This is a genomic window from Streptococcus sp. SS4 (genome assembly GCF_030440125.1).
GTDB lineage: Bacteria > Bacillota > Bacilli > Lactobacillales > Streptococcaceae > Streptococcus.
This window is the reverse complement of sequence record NZ_JAQFJM010000004.1, coordinates 163,896-181,345: the sequence shown is the minus strand read 5'-3', so window position 1 is coordinate 181,345 and position 17,450 is coordinate 163,896. Positions and strand designations below refer to the sequence as shown.

General features: G+C 36.0%; 12 protein-coding genes. 10 read left to right on the top strand and 2 right to left on the bottom strand.

Translation table 11 applies throughout. The features are described 5' to 3' along the window. Positions 1–14: 14 nt before the first annotated feature. Together PCY16_RS05070 and PCY16_RS05065 are read right to left on the bottom strand one after the other, a co-directional pair. Entirely contained in the window at positions 15–539 is a 525-nt protein-coding gene (locus PCY16_RS05070) for a hypothetical protein (RefSeq protein WP_301354281.1), read from the bottom strand. Next, the gene (locus tag PCY16_RS05065) at positions 523–1,353 is read right to left on the bottom strand and encodes a ParA family protein (protein WP_301354280.1); all 831 of its coding nucleotides are present in this window, start codon (positions 1,351–1,353) and stop codon (positions 523–525) included. The genes PCY16_RS05070 and PCY16_RS05065 overlap by 17 nt, the downstream gene beginning before the upstream one ends. Before the next feature lie 1,677 nt (positions 1,354–3,030). On the opposite strand from PCY16_RS05065, the gene PCY16_RS05060 reads away from it, so the two are divergent. The 10 genes from PCY16_RS05060 (at position 3,031) to PCY16_RS05015 (ending at position 17,322) form a co-directional block, all read left to right on the top strand. Further along, on the top strand, positions 3,031–4,371 hold the full coding sequence (locus tag PCY16_RS05060; protein ID WP_301354278.1) for a DUF3854 domain-containing protein: 1,341 nt from the start codon (positions 3,031–3,033) through the stop codon (positions 4,369–4,371). 31 nt (positions 4,372–4,402) lie between these two features. Beyond that, on the top strand, positions 4,403–4,975 hold the full coding sequence (locus tag PCY16_RS05055; RefSeq protein ID WP_096832928.1) for a GTP pyrophosphokinase: 573 nt from the start codon (positions 4,403–4,405) through the stop codon (positions 4,973–4,975). Positions 4,976–5,112: 137 nt separating this feature from the next. After that, on the top strand, positions 5,113–6,576 hold the full coding sequence (locus PCY16_RS05050; protein ID WP_301354275.1) for a hypothetical protein: 1,464 nt from the start codon (positions 5,113–5,115) through the stop codon (positions 6,574–6,576). Between the two features lie 13 nt (positions 6,577–6,589). Beyond that, complete coding sequence (locus tag PCY16_RS05045; protein ID WP_301354273.1) at positions 6,590–7,375, top strand: ATPase, T2SS/T4P/T4SS family; 786 nt, start codon at positions 6,590–6,592, stop codon at positions 7,373–7,375. A gap of 15 nt (positions 7,376–7,390) precedes the next feature. Beyond that, entirely contained in the window at positions 7,391–7,897 is a 507-nt protein-coding gene (locus tag PCY16_RS05040; protein ID WP_301354269.1) for a Cas9 inhibitor AcrIIA9 family protein, read from the top strand. A gap of 59 nt (positions 7,898–7,956) precedes the next feature. Continuing rightward, positions 7,957–9,504, top strand: coding sequence for a PcfJ domain-containing protein (locus PCY16_RS05035; RefSeq protein WP_301354266.1), 1,548 nt, complete (start codon positions 7,957–7,959; stop codon positions 9,502–9,504). 111 nt (positions 9,505–9,615) lie between these two features. After that, a complete protein-coding gene (locus tag PCY16_RS05030) occupies positions 9,616–9,963 on the top strand; it encodes a hypothetical protein (RefSeq protein ID WP_141760023.1) in 348 nt (115 codons plus the stop codon). Positions 9,964–9,973: 10 nt separating this feature from the next. Further along, positions 9,974–10,669, top strand: coding sequence for a hypothetical protein (locus PCY16_RS05025; protein WP_021151476.1), 696 nt, complete (start codon positions 9,974–9,976; stop codon positions 10,667–10,669). A gap of 58 nt (positions 10,670–10,727) precedes the next feature. Then, the gene (locus PCY16_RS05020; protein WP_301354263.1) at positions 10,728–16,235 is read left to right on the top strand and encodes an SNF2-related protein; all 5,508 of its coding nucleotides are present in this window, start codon (positions 10,728–10,730) and stop codon (positions 16,233–16,235) included. 208 nt (positions 16,236–16,443) lie between these two features. Beyond that, on the top strand, positions 16,444–17,322 hold the full coding sequence (locus PCY16_RS05015; RefSeq protein ID WP_301354260.1) for an Rgg/GadR/MutR family transcriptional regulator: 879 nt from the start codon (positions 16,444–16,446) through the stop codon (positions 17,320–17,322). Positions 17,323–17,450: the final 128 nt, after the last annotated feature.

Genomic DNA, 17,450 nt, shown 5'->3' with positions numbered 1-17,450 from the left:
CATGTTAAACTAGATTACTTAAAACTCATCTCAGTTTCTACCAATGTATTAAACAGTTCCTTTTGTTCTTCATCTAGAAGTTGGTACATCTGATCTAACATTTCAGTGAATAGCTTATCAGACCCTCCACGTTTAGGATAATTGCCATTTTCTCCTTTGAGGTCTTTTTTATTTAAAACAGCTCTTAATGCACTAAAACGAGACATTGATAATTGTGTCATGTTTAGATTCGAACGCACTTTTTCTTCCGGAGTTTTTGCTGGTTCAAGTTTAGTAGGAATTTTGTTTTTTTCTTTTTTCTGAGTAACAATGTTTGCTTTTTTAGGAGAAACAGAAGCTTTTTTGGGTTCTACACTTGCTTCAGTTAGATAGGTAATATCATGCTTCTCCTTAAGTTTATCAATTACTACTTCTTCAATCTCTTTCCCTTTAAAAAAACGGTCAAATACTTCTTTAGCTGTTGTGCGATCATTTGATTCAACAGCTGTTAAAAGATTATTATAATTTCTTTGTTGGATTGTATTAAGCTTTTTCGGCATTTTGATCTCCAATCGTCTTAATTAGTTCATTCATAACATTTGTAATTTGTTTTTGAGGGATGCTATAGCCACTATTTGTAAAAACATTTGCTTGATTAGCAATCATATCTTTGTATTGTTTATTATTAAATAAGTATTGCTCAAAAACTTTAGTATTATGTTCTTCCGCAATTTTCTCAAGAGTTGCTACTGCTTCTCTAGCTTTGACTTGTTTAATTGATTTTTTACTAAAGCCTGGCCCTTTATCGACCTGAGTTATAACGATTCCAGCAATAACAATATCAATTCCAAAGAAAGAAAATCCTTCTTGAACTGCTTCAATATCTTCGATTGTATCCTTTACACCTTCAATACCAAACTTATCAGGTGTTGTAGGGATAAGTACAAAAACTTTAGAATTAGTAAAAAGCGTACTTGTTGTTGAAACACCAAAGAACGGAGGTGTATCAAAGAGAACAAAGTCATAGTAGTCATTGATATCTTGAACTACGTTCCTTAAACGAAAATCCCTATCTTTTAGTCCTGAAGCTTCACTCTCCCAGTTCTTCATCAGCTTACTACCTGGAAGCAGATCATATCCGTCAACTGGCACAATGGCATCAGCTACTTCTACTTCTTTTTTTAGTACAGAATAAATCCCTTCTTGTTCGTCTTCGTTCACTCCTGCTGCCGTAGTAAGATTACATTGACCATCTAGGTCTCCTGCACAAGTTTTATAACCAGCGTTTCCTAGTGCTTGAGCCAATAATAAACTCAAAGTTGTTTTGGCGGCTCCTCCTTTTTCATCCATCACTACGATTGTATTTGCAACCATATCTACTCCTCTCAATACAATATATACGATACACTATGTATAACAAAACGATACATGTAATTAACTACTTAAAGTATACCATATAGAAATCGAATATCAAGTAGTATGTAGATATATCGTAAATAATACAAGATACACTATGTATAGTATATAAAACTTTTTTAAACCTGATTGTTACGCATTAAGTTATACATAGTGTATCGTTCACTATATGCTGTTTTGAAAGAAAGCATATATCATAGTATCAAACCTCAGCAAGAATAATACACGATACATTATATACTATATAAAATATAAGAATGTACGGTAGACGATGTAAAATATATTATTAAATAATGTATTGCTAGTTATTATATCGTATATCTTTCATCTATTTCTTATACTATTCAAAAACAAAAAATATTACAGAGTATCAAACCATATCTAGAGTATACCCGATACACTATATGTTATATAAAATAAGATAATGTATATTAGACGATGTATATTACCACAATATATTATACATACTGTATTGATATATTGTGTATAGCATCATATTCGAGTTCTAACTCAAACATAATACAATTTACACACTACACTATACATAGCATTACTATATATATGAGTAATAAAAAAAATTGTAAATCTTTTATCGTATATTATAGACGATGTAGAGTATATAGGTAAATAATGTATTACTAAGTATTGTATCGTATATCCTTTATTAAATACTTCTGAAAATAAAGAACATCAACATACATTGCTATACACTATACAATATGTAGTGTAAATAATATATTGTTTATTATTTATCGTATATTGTAGATAGTCTACGATGTATAGTGAACGATACATTTTGAAACTATATATATGATTACATTTTATTGTTTAATAAGTTATATATAAAAAATAGTATAAAGAGCTTAATAGGTGATTTACGATACAAGATACATAGTATAGCAATGTATCTTGTATGATTTTATTTCATGACGTTTGGTTCTACGGTTGTTACGAATGGTGAGCTATACATAATGTGTTGTAAACTATAGACTATGTATAGTATATAATACAATGAAGAGTAGTATATATAGTTATAATTCGAATAACGATTAACTTGTAATGTTAGTTTCTCTTTGCTATACTAAAGTCATAAATAATTATATTTATATCTTTTTTCACCACCTCTAACGGTGAATTCATAGTCAAGTGACTATTTTAAAAGTAAACATGGAAGAGGAGATGCTATTACTGGTTCTGTCCCAGCAATAGGCATCCCATGTTTGATTGGGTTAAAAGGGAGCGTACTCGCTTTTAGCTATCAGTTAAGCCATCAGACAGAAGAAGGGGCTTGACGCTTACAACAGGTACGAGATAATTTGCCTTTAATTTTTTGAAAGGCTACAACAAACGTTATTAGCAGATAAAAGCATAACGAGAAGTTTCCTATGGTTTTCCATAGGTATGTGCATCCTTGTTTTTTGAGACAAGGCTTGCCGGCTTCTTTGTTATGCTTTTTTTGTTTTGAGTTTGGGTAGATGGACAAAAAAGGAAGGCGACATCTCGATGATTAGTGGTGAGGAACAGGTGTTCCCAACTCTAACTTGTCGGCAAACGGAGGAAAGGCTACGAACAGGTGTTTGAGACTTTCCAAGGTCACTTTACAACAACAATGTTATATTTTATAAGGAGAAAAAAATGACAAAAATTATTACGATTGGACAAACCGAAATGATTAGGGTAGGACGTGATTACCCTTGTCCTATTTGTGGAAAACCAGATTGGTGTTTGGTGTTCGCAGACCAGACCAAAGCGGTCTGTGCTAGAAAGATTGATCCAGACAAACCACAATTTGGTAGCGCTGGGACAATTTATGAATTGGACCCTAAAAAAGCGAAAGAGGTGACTTTTGAACCTAGTTGGAAAAGTCAACCTTTGGCAAGTATCTCAACACTTCACAAAGTAAATTCTCTTGTTATTGATGTGTTGGGATTGACTAAGGAACATGTCGAGCACTTAACAAGTGCGGAACGAGGTCTTTCTGTTGAGACCATTGCACTGCGTGGCTACGCTTCATCAACAAAGCAAACACGCCAGAAGCAGGTTGATACAACAGTATCTCACCCAGCAACTATTTGGGAAAAGCTCTTTGTTGCAAATGGGCTTCCTAAAGATGCTTGGCGTGGAGTTCCTGGTTTCTATTGGAACGAAAACGCAAAATGTCCTATTTTTGAATCAAAAGATGGAATCCTAATTCCATGTCGCAATTCTTGGGGACAAATTGTAGGTTTTCAAGTACGTCTTGATAACGTTAGTTATCAAGCCAAAGTAAACGAAGCCTTTCAAGAGGGACGAAATGCACGTACTGCTAAGGTCTTCCAAAATGACGATGGAAGTTTCGATTGGTATGTGTTTGCTAAAGGTTCATCACACGAACTAGCAAGTGGGACAACTAAGGAAACTAGTGTTAAACTTCGTTCTGGACTTGAGTTGACATTTAAAAAAGGGCAAAAATATGTCTTTGTTTCGTCAGCATATAAGCCAGAGGGAACAAGTGCTAAGTCCTTTCCCCATTTTGCTTATTCTGATGACATTTTAGAACAAGCACGCTTTTCGGATGAAGGCAAGGCTAAGGTCAACCTTATGAGTAAGGTTGATAACCTTCTAGTTACGGAAGGTTTGCTTAAAGGAGATATCACCGCATCAGTTGCGAAAAGCACTCGTCTTTCTCAATTGGGGAATATATGTGTTATCTCTATGGCAGGAGTAGCAGCATGGCGTCCTATCTCGGACTTTATCGGAAAGACTGAACTCAAAAAGGTTAAACCAATTTATCTTGCATTTGACCAAGACTTTGAGGATAATGACTCGGTATTTGAACGTATGTATGACATGGTTCAAGATCTAGTTACGAAGCAATCTTGTACGGTTCGTGCTCTAATCTGGCCTCACGAAAAGGGAATCGATGATTTCCTTTTGAAAGCTTCTCCAGAAGAAAAGATTAAGTTCAAAACGTATAATAAACAGGATATGGTATAATGAAGAAAAATTATTTGGAGACGTATAAGGGTTGAATATCAAGAAAGTAGAGCGACTGATCTTTGAAATCAACACCATTCATATAAAGTACTCAGAAGAGTATTTTCAAAGTGGTAAACTTGCTAAAGTCAATCTTAATCACACTTTTGCGAAGGTGCCAGTTGATGAGATTCTAAAATATCGTTTGAATCTGCACGAATCTATCAACGATTATTTGATGGTAGCAGATGTCAGCGATATTAGTTACTTCTATCGAGTGAAGACATCTGAATCTATTTTAGATAAGATTGAGCGTTTTACTAAAAGACCAAAAGGGTATCCAGTAAATTCAGTTTTAAATGATATTTTTGGAGCACGTGTCATTTTGCCAACATCTGTCATTACTGAAGTGATGGATCGTTTAGATGATTGGAAGGAAGAATACGGTCTAAAAAATTGGTATTTAAAAGATACTGAAGACTATACTGGCATCCATCTCTACTTTAAAAACAAGAGTCATTTCTATTATCCTTGGGAGTTACAAATCTGGGATAAGAATGATATTTCTCGAAATATAGAGAGTCACAAACGAGATTATGCAAGGAAACTTGATAACAATAATTAGGTTTTCTTTTTTTACTCAATAAATTGTATATCACACTATGTATAATCCATAGTGTATCGTACATAGTACATATAAGAGAAAGAGGAAGGTACTAGCTTTAAGCTATACCTTCCTTTTTGCTATTAAGGAGAAAAACAATGGCAAATTTACTAGCAGTAGTACAACAAACGACTAAAAAAGTCACTTTTCCGAAGGTAAAAGAGACTGATAAAGCTGCAGATATCGTGAGAAAGTTTTGTACTTATTATGCGAATATTCGCAGATATCAATGTCAGGAACTTTTATCTCAAGAAGTCGGAGCAGTAGCAGTAGAGGTATTCGGACAAGACAATGTTTATACAGCCTATAAAGTCAAAGACATCATGGCAGATATTGAAAGCATTGGTTATGATCAAGCTCATTTTTCGAATAAGCTAAAAAGCCTGTTTGAGAGTATGAGTTTGAGAGAAGAAGAAAATCACGAACACCTTTTCGGTGAACAGATTCTTCTCACATTAGATGGAGGTAGATTACCTGCTACTAAGAGTGCAGAAGATACCAAACGCACTTTGTATCTTCTCATTGTCGACGATTCAAAGGTTAGAGTGCCTTTGAAGAAAAACCTAAGTTTTTGGAGAGAGAGTAGTTCTCAAACGAGGTATGGACTAGTATCTTTTAGCTTTCTTGAATTGATGTCTATCCATAGTGAAGGTATCTACAAGGAATGTAGTTATTATGGAAATATCCAAAAGATAGCTAACGTTCTAAAAAGAGAGTATGAAGATGCTCTTGCAGCCAACCTAAATGCACAATATGTTAATCAGTCAACTAAGACGATAGCCAGTGTACGTGAGGATAAAATCTTTCAAGATCAAGAAATGAACAGTAATACGTCATTTCTTGATTTAGGGTTTTCAAAAGTTGAAGTAGATACCGAGAGTTATCGAGGTAGTAATTTTGATAAGGAGAAATTCGGGGTTCTAGAGAAAGAATGGGAGAAGTTGTGTAATCACTTACCTCATTCTACTGTAGAACCCGAACTCAAATTCCGAAAGCTAGGAAAACATAAAGCAAGCGGACTTTATGTGCCAGGGTTAAATATCATGGCGGTTGATGTAAGAGATTCCTCCTCATTCATACATGAGTATGGTCATTATTTAGACTATACGTATGATCAATCAGGTATCATTAGTTCTACGTCACATAGCTTTAAAGATATTCGTAATATCTACAAGGCTAGCTTGCTGAAACTTATTCAAATAGCTGAGGAAACCAGAACGGATTTAGCTCAAGCTGTTCATATTAAGAAGAAGTTGGATTATTATTTTACACCGACTGAAGTGTTTGCACGTGGCTTTGAATGGTGGGTTTTTGAAACTTATACCAAAGATTCAGAACTGCTATCTAATGAAGCTACTTACTATACTCGATTAGAGTATAGGGCTTTGAGGCAATGTCGACACCTTTTGTTTGCATTTTTTGACACGTTCTTTGAGAACTATCGTGCAATGCAACCTATTTATAAGGTTGAGAAGGAGCCAAAAACACTAGTAGCTTGTCGAAAGCCACTTGAAGATAAACCAACAACTGAAGGAGAACAGTTAACCTTGTTTGAGTTCTGAGAGGAGAAAAACAATGATTGTAAACAATATTTTAAAAGAAGCTATCGATAATAATATCCAAGATATTACCTTCTTCCCACATGGTGAAGATTACGAGGTAGCATTTAGAACTGCTGATGTTAAACAGGTCCATGACATCATTTCATCAGAAGATGCGGATGCTTTATTTGGTCATATTAAATTTATAGCTGAGATGGATGTAACAGAAAAACGTTGTAGTCAGGTAAGAACTTGTGACTATCAGTTGGACGATGGTAGAGTTATCACCATTAGGATATCGACGATAGTTAATTTTCAAAGACTAGAAACGATGTCTATCCGACTTATTCATGTGAATGAGCCAAGAATATCTTCGAGTGAGTTTGATAGTAGTTGTATGGAAGAAGTGCTTGAACAAGTACGCATTCCAGGCTTACATGTCATTACTGGTTCTGTCCCAGCAATCGGCAAAACGACTTTAGCCTACTCGTTACTTGCTGAAGCTTTTAAAGAAGGTAAAGTAGTAACAATTGAAAGACATGTCGAGATTAAGGAAGTGTCTTTTTACCAACTACAAGTCAATAGGGCTAACGGTATGGAACTGGAAAAGCTCGTGACTTTTGTATTACGCTTCAACCCTGACGTCTTGTTTATTGGTGAAGCTAATACACAAGAAGAAGTAGAAGTAGTACTTAAGGCTGTTTCTGCAGGATTAAGTGTCGTTACAACAGTTCATAAAGATGGCTTTTCAATCCCACATGATGTTTTAGAAATGAAACAAGGAAAAGATGGGAAACGAAATGTAGCTTTGATTAAATAAAAGAGGAGAAAAACAATGACTGATACAATTAAGATTGATGCTTTTGACCGCTTCATGGCAGTAAGCCATTTTGATGAAGAAATGGCTGAAGCACATACACCGACTGAGGATGCTATTCATAATTGGATAGTTGATAATCAAGAGGATGATGAGCTGATTGCTGGGATTCTTAAGCATCTGGATCGTACGATTAAGGATGCTATGGCTTACTGCATCCAAAAAGCCAGTAAATCTGACTATAGAAATGGTCAAGGTGCTATGGTTGATGATGCCACAGTCTTTTCTTGGGTTAAAGAATATTTTACCGCTGAAAAGGTTGAGACTAAACCAGTTGTAGGTAAAATGACTACTGGTAGTAAGAAATCAACCAAGCAACCAACCAAGAAGCCAAAAAAGAAACAGAATAAGAGCCTAACTAAAACAGAAACTAAAAAGAAAATCCCAACTAAGAAAACTCCCGAAAAGGATGAGAAACAGTTGGATCTTTTTTCAGATTTATCTGTTGAAGAAGGCGAATTTTAACAACAATAAATAGAAAAATGGTCCTAGGGCCATTTTTTATTAATTAAGGAGAAAAAACAATGACAAAAGCAGAGAATATTCAAGAAATCGTAGATAATCGTTTAAAAGTTCCTAACGAATTTTTCAAATGGGCGAAGAATAATTTTCCTATCTATGAATGGTCAAATAAGTCTAAGATAATTATCTCTTCCGACCGAAAAAAATTCTCGGAAAAGGTTACAAAACGCTTATCACTTAACAGCCGTTTAACCTTTGTAGGAGATACTTTTTACTTTGTCTGGATGGGAGTCACAAAGAAACGCATTGAAATGCAAATGTATGCAGTGACTCAATCATTTGAAGAAGGAAAAGAAAAGTTTGACGTCAGCCTTTATAACTTTTATCAGCTTGCCAACAATAAGATGGTAAAAGCACACTGGGATCCATATCTTTCAGCTAAAGAAGGTAAAGAAGTCTATAGTACTGGATTCCAAAATCAGAGAAATGCTCTCTTTTTTGGCTCTGGTGCATTTAGTGTCTATATGCTTTATGGTGGTATGGAAAATCTTATTGAAAAGTTACAATCAAAATCTGAGTTGAGATACTTAGATTTTGGACACGTGATTAAAGATAATTTTGAGATAAGCTCAGTGCTACCTCATATCTATAAATATCGAGAACGTATTGAATTCGCTCAAAAAATAAAGGCGCGAGGAGTCGTCAAAGAATTGGTAGGTACTACGTTTTATAGGTCTTATTACTCATGTAGTCTTGGACATAAGCATGCAAATATGGGTAAGGTTACCATGAATTTCCTAAAAAGGAATAAACAGTATCTAAAAAATACGAATATGAATATCGAAAAAGCATTTTTTGAGGAAGATATGCGTAGACAATATGGTCGAACGTTCGAGGGTTTATACGAGTTGCTTATAAATGCTATGGTTCCTAACAGGACGCCACTAATTAAGCGTTTAAATGGTATCTTACCATCCACGGTGAAACCAATTCGTTTCATTAACTGGATGATGAAGAATGAGGTCTGTCTTCGTGATTATGAGGACTATCGAGAAATGGTAGAAGCTCTGGGAATTCCATTTGATGGAGATTATGTAGTTATACCTAAAAATTGGGAAAACAAACATACAGAGATTGTCGAAAATTATTCGATTCTTCTCGAGAATCAACTAGAACGTGGGACTCATTTACGTGTAACTAATGCCGTAAGTAATTTGAGAGCGGAGAAAAGACGACGTGAGGAAGAAAAGAAAGAGGCGAAGTTGAGAATTGTAACAGCTGAACGCTTGGCAAACATGATGAAGGCTCAGACAACATTTGACAAGTATGCATTTATCTTTCCTAAAAATGAAAGTGAAATTGTCAGAGAGGGGAAACACCTACATCACTGTGTTGGAAGGTATGCAAAGGAACACTTTGTCTACGGTTCCTCTATTATTGTCTTTGTACGTGATAAAACTGACAGAGAAACTCCTCTTTATACCCTAGAATTGAAAAATGATAGGATTATTCAACTGAGAGGAGAACGGAACAAAGCTGCAGATGAAGAGGCTAAGAAAGAAGCGGAACAATTTTTAGCCCATTGTGGAAAGCTTAAAATTGAGTTTTAGATAAGAGGAGAAAAAATGAAACCGAGAACTCATTATGAGTCAACTGCGTTTTCATGTTATACTAGAGATAACACTATACGTGATTTCATGTATAATTCAGGGAGAAACGTCATGAAGTTGACTATTGTTCTTTATAATAATAAAAAGATGATTGGAAAATACCTGGTTGATACAATCAGTAAAACCTTAGATACGTTTGAAAGGAAAGATGATTTTTTGTTGAACACAGAATTCACCTATGAACGTATGGTAGATTTTCTAAAAGGGCGCCAAATTGATTTTGGACGAAAAAACCGAAAGGAACTTTTAGGTTATACCTATACAGCTCCCGATGTCTGGCACGAAATTGCTATGACACACGGTTTTGATACCGATGATTTTTATTGGGTATCAATACCAGAACTCAATGATGAGCCATTTGTTTTAGAAGATCATCATCCTAATTTAAGTAGAAAATAGGAGAGATACTATGACTGTATTTACCTCTAGCAAAGGAACTCAAGAGAAATGGTTGAAAGATGACTATTTCTATAAGAGAGACTTTTTTGGTGGGGAGGCTGAAGCTGAGTTTCTAGTATCTGAGTTTTTGAAAAGTTGTGGGATTGAAGATTATGTACCTTACGAAAAAGTAGGTAGTGATCTTTGTCGTTCACAAAATTTCATACCAGAAGGTGGAAGCTTCGTTACGATGTTTCGTTTGCTGCAACAAAGGGGGTATACGGAATCAGATATCGAACAAATAGCCAAGAAGCAACCTCAAGAGCAGTATAACTTTTTGAAAAAAGAGTTGGCTGAGATTGGTTTTTCAGAAGCTGAGCTTGATTCGATATTTGCCAGACTCTTTGAGATTGATCGTTTAACCTTAAATGTTGATAGACACTGGAATAACTTTGGGATTATCTTTTCTAAAGATGAACCGCCATATCTATTAACTTTGTTTGATTTTGGTTACTCTCTAGGAGTTACCTTTCCGAGAACAATGCCCACGCATGTAGCTATTCGTAAGAGTAAAGCTATGACAGTCAGCAAAAGCTTTGATAAGCAATGTGAACTGGCTGGAGCATTCTCTTTTGACATTCAAGATAGTTTTATTGAGTTCCTCAAAAACAGGAAAACACGAGAGGCTCACATATTTTTGAGTCGTATAAACAAATACTACAACTAAAAAGAAAGACTTGGTATTATACCAAGTCTTTTTTTAGTTTTAAGGAGAAAGAACAACAATGGAAGAACAAAAACAAAATAAAACAATGACTAAAGCAGAAAAGGTTCAAGCTAACCTTTCTGCCGTTAAACTTGTGAAAGCACTCGAAGCAGATAACCGTCTAGCTGATAGTGCCGAACAAGAAACTCTCTCTAACTATGTTGGATGGGGAGGACTTGCTAACGATTTCTTTGATAGTAAGATTAATCGTTTTGCAAAAGAACGTGATGAGCTAAAAAGTCTTGTCACTAAAGAAGAATACCGTGCGATGGAAATGAGCTCCTTGACGGCTTACTACACAAGTCCAGAGATTGCTACTGCAATGTGGGATAAGATTGTAGAAAGTGGTTTTAAAGGAGGTAATATTCTTGATCCATCAATGGGTACTGGTATCTTCTTTGAAACAATGCCAGAGGATATCAAGAAGAATTCTACTCTTTATGGAATTGAACTTGATACCATTACTGGTGCTATTGCTAAACACCTTCATCAAGACGCTACTGTTTTAGTCCAAGGATTTGAAACAGTAAACTTTGAAGGGACACCATTTGACTTGGTCATTACGAATGTTCCATTTGCGGATGTTCGTATTGTCGATAAGGCTTATGATAATAAACCTTATCGTATTCATGATTACTTCTTTAAGAAAGCTATCGATTTGGTACCCTATCATGGGATGGTTGCTGCTATCACTTCAACTGGTACTGCAGATAAGAGTGCTGGTTCAATACTGCCAGAACTCCGTCGTAGCGGAACTCAGTTTTTAGGTGGTGTCCGCTTACCAAATACTGCTTTTAAAGATGCTGGAACACGAGTGGTAGCAGATATCCTCTTTTTCCAAAAAGGAGCATTTATCCCTGTTCCCGATATTAATAACGACTTCTGGTCTTCAGATAGAAATAAACTCCCCTTTGATAAACGTGTCTCACTCAATCCCTATTTCTTCCAGGATGCTGTTTGTAAAAATCCTTGTGTCCTAGGTGATTATCAGGTACGTCATTTCAATGGTGGAACACTGGATCTTGTGGTAGATAGCTCTTTTGACTTAGCTTCAGAGCTTCAAGAAGCACTATCAAAAGTAACAGTGCCTTTCGAAGTAGAGAGACTAGAACCTCGTGATATTATTCTTAAAGACGAAGTGAATCATCTTGATCAAGACCTACTTACTTCACTTGACATTCGATTGAACGAGTATGCTTGTGATAAAAATGGTCGTGTCTACTATCGTGATAACACGTCTATCCGTCCTAGCTCACGCGCAGCTGAAATGATTTTTTATCAAGACGAACAAGGACAGTTCGTAAAATACGATGATAAATACAAAGAAGAAGCCATTTTAGACTTTGAAGCAGTAGTAGAAGCAGACCCTAATATTGTTACAAATACATGGGTAAGTCAAACACCTTCTAAAGCAGCTAAAAGTAAAGGGCTTTACAAAGGTATTTATTTCTATGAAACACCCCTTACGGATACAGAAAACAAGCGTATCCGTGGCATGGTTGCTATCAAAAATGCGTATCAAGCCATTATTGATATTCAAATGACGACAGACTATGATGAAGGAAAATTCAAACAACTGCTTGCAACACTTAATCAAGCCTACGATACTTTCAAGAAGAAGTATGGTTATCTCAATCAAGCGGTGAATGCTCGCCTCTTTGACCGAGATGACCGTTATCCTCTTATCGCAAGTCTTGAATTAGAGGAGTTGGACGAGAATGACAGCTCAAAGGTAGTCTTTGTGAAGTCAGATGCTTTTAAAAAGCCAACTATTCGTCCTAAAAAACATCTCCATCAAGTGATGTCAGCAGTAGAAGCCTTGAATGTGTCGCTTTCGGAAGGTCGTGGCGTTGATTTGAACCTTATGAGTTCTGTCTATCCAGATGTCTCAGAAGATATGATGATTTCAGAACTAGGTGAGACAGTGATGATTGATGTGGAACGCTATATTGATGATAAGACTGTACACTATGTTACTAAGGATAAATTCCTTTCAGGTGATGTCCTTGTTAAACGTGATTGCATTAACTCTCTCATTGAAGACGGAGATACACAAGCGGATTGGGAACGTTATTTGGAATTGATTTTATCTGTTGTACCAGAACCAGTTGTCTTATCTGATATTGATTTCAGCATTGGTTCTAGCTGGATTCCTAGTAACGTCGTTTCTCAATGGGTGTTTAATGAATTGTTGGATGAAAAGGTTGGTCTCCATTCTGAAGAAGCTAAATCACTATTAGTGAAATCAAGAATCGGCCGAGGTTTCAACGAACGCTTGTTAAACCGCTATATGAGTCGTCAATCTAACCTTCGTTTAGGTCTACGTGATGAGTATAATAAAAGCTACTCACACGCAACAGATATTGTAGCTCACTTGCTTACAAGTAATCAACCAACAATCATGCGTAACTTTGGTACGACTGAAAACCCGATACGTAAGGTTGATGAAGTGGCTACAGCAAACCTACGTGAGTGTGAACGTGTTCTACAAGAGAGTTTTAAAAACTTTATTCATGAAAACCCAACAGTCCAAGAAGTGATTGAGGATACCTACAATGAAGTCTTAAATCGCTATGTGACACGTCAATATGACGGAAGTCTCTTGGAATTTGATGGGTTGGCTAAAGGTGTAGAGCTTCGCCCACACCAAAAAAATGCCGTCCAACGTATTCTTGAAGAGAGACGTGCACTCCTCGCTCACGAAGTAGGTACTGGTAAGACACTAACTATGATTTCAGCAGCTTTCAAGATGAAAGAGCTTGGGCTTATTCATAAACCATTGTTTGTGGTTCCGTCTAGTCTAACAGCACAATTTGGTCAAGAAATTATGCGTTTCTATCCGACTAAGAAAGTGTTTGTTACGACTGAGCAGGACTTTGAAAAGTCACGTCGTCGCTTGTTCGTTTCTCGTATTCTAACGAGCGACTATGATGGTATTGTGATTGGGCATTCTCAATTTGAGAAAGTTCGTGTCTCACAAGAAAGTGAACAAGCCTTTATTTCTGAAAAGATTGATGAGCTTGATGAGATCATTGGTTACGCAAAAGCTAATGACGACAAAATTACTTTCAAGCAAGCACAATCGATGCGTAGAAGTCTTGAGGCAAACTTAGAAACGTTGCTTGAAAACAAGACTGGTATTGATGAGTTTATCAACTTTGAAAGCCTTGGTATTGATATGCTCTTTGTTGATGAAGCCCACGGGTACAAGAATGTCCGTCCTATGACACGTTTGGGGAACGTTGCTGGTATTACCAACCGTACCTCAAAAAAGAATATGGATATGGAAATGAAGGTGCGCGTGCTTCAAGAAGAGCATGATACACGTCACGTTGTCTTTGCGACTGGAACACCAGTTTCCAACTCTATTAGCGAAATGTATACGATGATGAATTATCTTCAACCAGATGTCATGGAACATTTCGGTGTAAGTTTCTTTGATGCTTGGGTTGGTGCATTTGGGATTGTTGAGAATAGTCTTGAACTTAACCCTACTGGAGACAAGTATATTTCACGTAAACGCTTTGCTAAATTTATGAATCTCCCTGAGCTGATGGCGATTTATCGTCAGACCGCAGATATCCAAATGACTGAAGACCTTAATCTTCCAGTTCCTATGGTAGAAAAGGTAGCGGTTGAAAGTCAGTTGACTGATAACCAAAAGGTTTATTTGGATGAGCTTGTAGAACGCTCAGACCGAGTTAAAAATGGGAGTGTAGATCCTAGTGAAGATAACATGCTCAAAATCACTAGTGAAGCCAGAAAGTTGGCTTTAGACATGCGTTTGCTGGATGCGGAGTTCTATGTAAGAGCTGATGCAGATAAACTCATGCAAGTGGTTGAGCGAGTGGATAAGATTTATCACATGGAGGCTAAGCATAAAGGGACACAAATGATTTTCTCTGACCTTGGAACTCCTAATGGCAAAGGTTTCTCTGTTTATCAAGAGTTGAAAGATTTGCTTGTTGAACGTGGGATTCCAGAAGAAGAGATTGCTTTTATTCACGATGCTGCTAACAAAAAGGCTAAACTCCAACTTCAACGTCAAATGAATGCTGGTGAGATTCGTATTCTCATGGCTTCAACGGAAAAAGGGGGAACTGGTCTTAACGTCCAACGTCGTATGAAAGCTGTTCATCATCTCGATGTGCCTTGGAAACCGTCTGATATTATCCAACGTAATGGACGCTTGGTTCGTCAAGGAAATATCTATCGTAAGGTAAATATTTTCCACTATATCACTAAAGGAAGCTTTGATAACTACCTTTGGCAGATTCAAGAAACAAAGCTCCGCTATATTACGCAAATCATGACCAGTCGTACACCGATGCGAGCTTCAGAGGATATTGACGAGCAAACACTCTCAGCCTCTGAATTTAAAGCTATTGCAACAGGCAATCCATATCTTAAACTTAAGATGGAACTTGATAACGAATTTGAGTTGTTGTCTAATCGTCGTAAGGCTTGGAAACGTGATATTGCTTTGTCTCAAAAACGTATTAAGCAAGCCCTTAAAGATAAGGAAATTTACGAGAAGAAACTTTCTCTATTAGTCCAGGATAAAGAGCTTGCAGAAAAAACAAGACCTTGGAAAGAAGTGGTTGAAAAAGAAGATGGTAAGAAATATGAGGTTGAGCATAACCCATTTGTTATGACATTTGAACCAGATGGATACGAAGCAACTAAGAAAGATGTTGCAGGTAATCAACTGAACTATGCTATGCAGATGAATGTTGCCTCTGATCCACTCCATATGAAAATGACAACCCTTGCTCATTATCGTGGTTTTGTCCTTCGTGCGTTGGAACAAAAATCACCTTGGCAACCAGAACGCATGCTTGACTTGCATATTATTGGTCAAAATAGCTATGCCGTTCGTTTAGATTTTGCGAGTGGTATTGGGACTATCCAACGTATCAACAATGTTATTGATGGTATGGATAAACAAGCCAAACTCTTGCAGGAAAACATTGACCGTTGTGCAGATACTATTAAGCGAGGAGAAGCTGCAGATGTTTTTGCAGACCAAGCTCGTCTTGACTATGTATCAGCTAAACGTGCCATTGTTAATCCTCTTATCGAAGTCGAGGACGAGTCTAAGAAGCCTACCGTAGAGCAAATTGAAGAAGCAATCAATGCTTTTGAATTGCAGTACAAGGCAGACCATCCAGAAATGGATGAAGACTCTGATGTAAAAGTTAGCTCAATCACCGACGAATATAGTGCTAGCTATGATCCTGATGAAGAAAGCGAACTTGTTGAAGTTATTGATGAGTCAGTAGATGAAGCAGAAAATGACTTTGAGGAAGAAGTAGTAGTTGCTCAAGAAATCATTGAAGAAAGGACCCATGTTGTCGTTTCACAAGAAGTTCTTGATATGGCTGATGACTTCCTAGAAAGCATTTCTGAACTCTTTGGTAAGACTGAAGAACATAATGATAGTGTTTCTACAGAAGTAGTTTCTGAAACCTCTGTTAATGAGGTAGTAGAAGTCTACGAAGAAATTTCACTATTTGACTTTGTTTAATCATAAAAAAGGATAATATCTTCTTGAGGAGATGTTATCCTTTTCTCTTATTGATTGTCATAAATAGAAATGTTTCAGATATTTGGAAAAGTTGTCTGTTCTATATTTGGTTAAAAAGTTTCTTCTTGTTTAAACTTCCTTCTATAAATTATGATATACTTTTTTTGATTGAAATTTTAGTTCCCGAATATGCAACCAAGGAGAAAGAATGAAAAATAGTGGTGAAATTTTTAAACGCTTCCGAGAATCTAGGGGGTTATCTTTAAAAGATGTAGCAAATGACAATCTTTCAAAATCTCAGTTATCAAGGTTTGAGAATGGACAAAATGATCTTACATTAAATAAGTTCATTATGGCACTGAATGCTATAAACGTTTCTATTAATGAATTTATGTATGCCGTGAATGACTTTCATAATGATGAACTCACGGAACTTCTAGATATTATTAGGACCTGCACTATCAAAAATGATATTAAAGGCTTAAAAAACTTATTGTTTGATTATAGTAAAGCAGATAAAGATAGTGATAAATTTCATGAACTAAATACTATTTTGATAAAAATCCGCCTACAAGTCCTATCGGAAGAAAAAGAAGTTCTTGAGGGAGATTTAGAAAAGTTAATTGATTATTTGTTTAGTGTCGAATATTGGGGAGTCTATGAATTAAGATTATTTCTTAATTCAATTGATATTCTAGATCATAAGTTTTTTGTAACTTTGTCGAGAGAAATGATTCGACGTTCCGACTATTATAAAGAAATTAAGGCGAATAGAAGTCTAATCAATCATATGACACTGAACGCTTATATTATTTGCATCGATCGAGGTTATTTAACAGATGCAGCGTACTTTGGAAAACAACTTGAATCTTTCTTCTTTGAAGAATCTGAAATGTATGAAAGAGTAGTATATAATTATGCCCATAATTACTATCTATATAAAAAGTTTGGCAGTGACCAAGCCATTATTGAAATGAAAAGGTGTATAGAGTTTATGAAGGCAGTGGGAAGTGTTAATATTGCTAGTCATTATAGTTTGCATCTGGATAGAATTTTAAAAAATAGACAGTTGCAAAAACGGGAATAAATTATATGTTAGAGATATAATGTTATATTTATATTGATATGTTATCAATTATAGGCATATTCTTTTCCAAACTAAAATAAAAAGAGTTTTCATCGGGTATAGTTATATTATCAACTATTAATGTTTTG

Coding starts and splice junctions, on each gene's coding strand:
- PCY16_RS05070 (WP_301354281.1), bottom strand. CDS start 539: ATGCCGAAAAAGCTTAATACAATCCAACAAAGAAATTATAATAATCTT.
- PCY16_RS05065 (WP_301354280.1), bottom strand. CDS start 1,353: ATGGTTGCAAATACAATCGTAGTGATGGATGAAAAAGGAGGAGCCGCC.
- PCY16_RS05060 (WP_301354278.1), top strand. CDS start 3,031: ATGACAAAAATTATTACGATTGGACAAACCGAAATGATTAGGGTAGGA.
- PCY16_RS05050 (WP_301354275.1), top strand. CDS start 5,113: ATGGCAAATTTACTAGCAGTAGTACAACAAACGACTAAAAAAGTCACT.
- PCY16_RS05045 (WP_301354273.1), top strand. CDS start 6,590: ATGATTGTAAACAATATTTTAAAAGAAGCTATCGATAATAATATCCAA.
- PCY16_RS05040 (WP_301354269.1), top strand. CDS start 7,391: ATGACTGATACAATTAAGATTGATGCTTTTGACCGCTTCATGGCAGTA.
- PCY16_RS05035 (WP_301354266.1), top strand. CDS start 7,957: ATGACAAAAGCAGAGAATATTCAAGAAATCGTAGATAATCGTTTAAAA.
- PCY16_RS05030 (WP_141760023.1), top strand. CDS start 9,616: ATGAAGTTGACTATTGTTCTTTATAATAATAAAAAGATGATTGGAAAA.
- PCY16_RS05025 (WP_021151476.1), top strand. CDS start 9,974: ATGACTGTATTTACCTCTAGCAAAGGAACTCAAGAGAAATGGTTGAAA.
- PCY16_RS05020 (WP_301354263.1), top strand. CDS start 10,728: ATGGAAGAACAAAAACAAAATAAAACAATGACTAAAGCAGAAAAGGTT.
- PCY16_RS05015 (WP_301354260.1), top strand. CDS start 16,444: ATGAAAAATAGTGGTGAAATTTTTAAACGCTTCCGAGAATCTAGGGGG.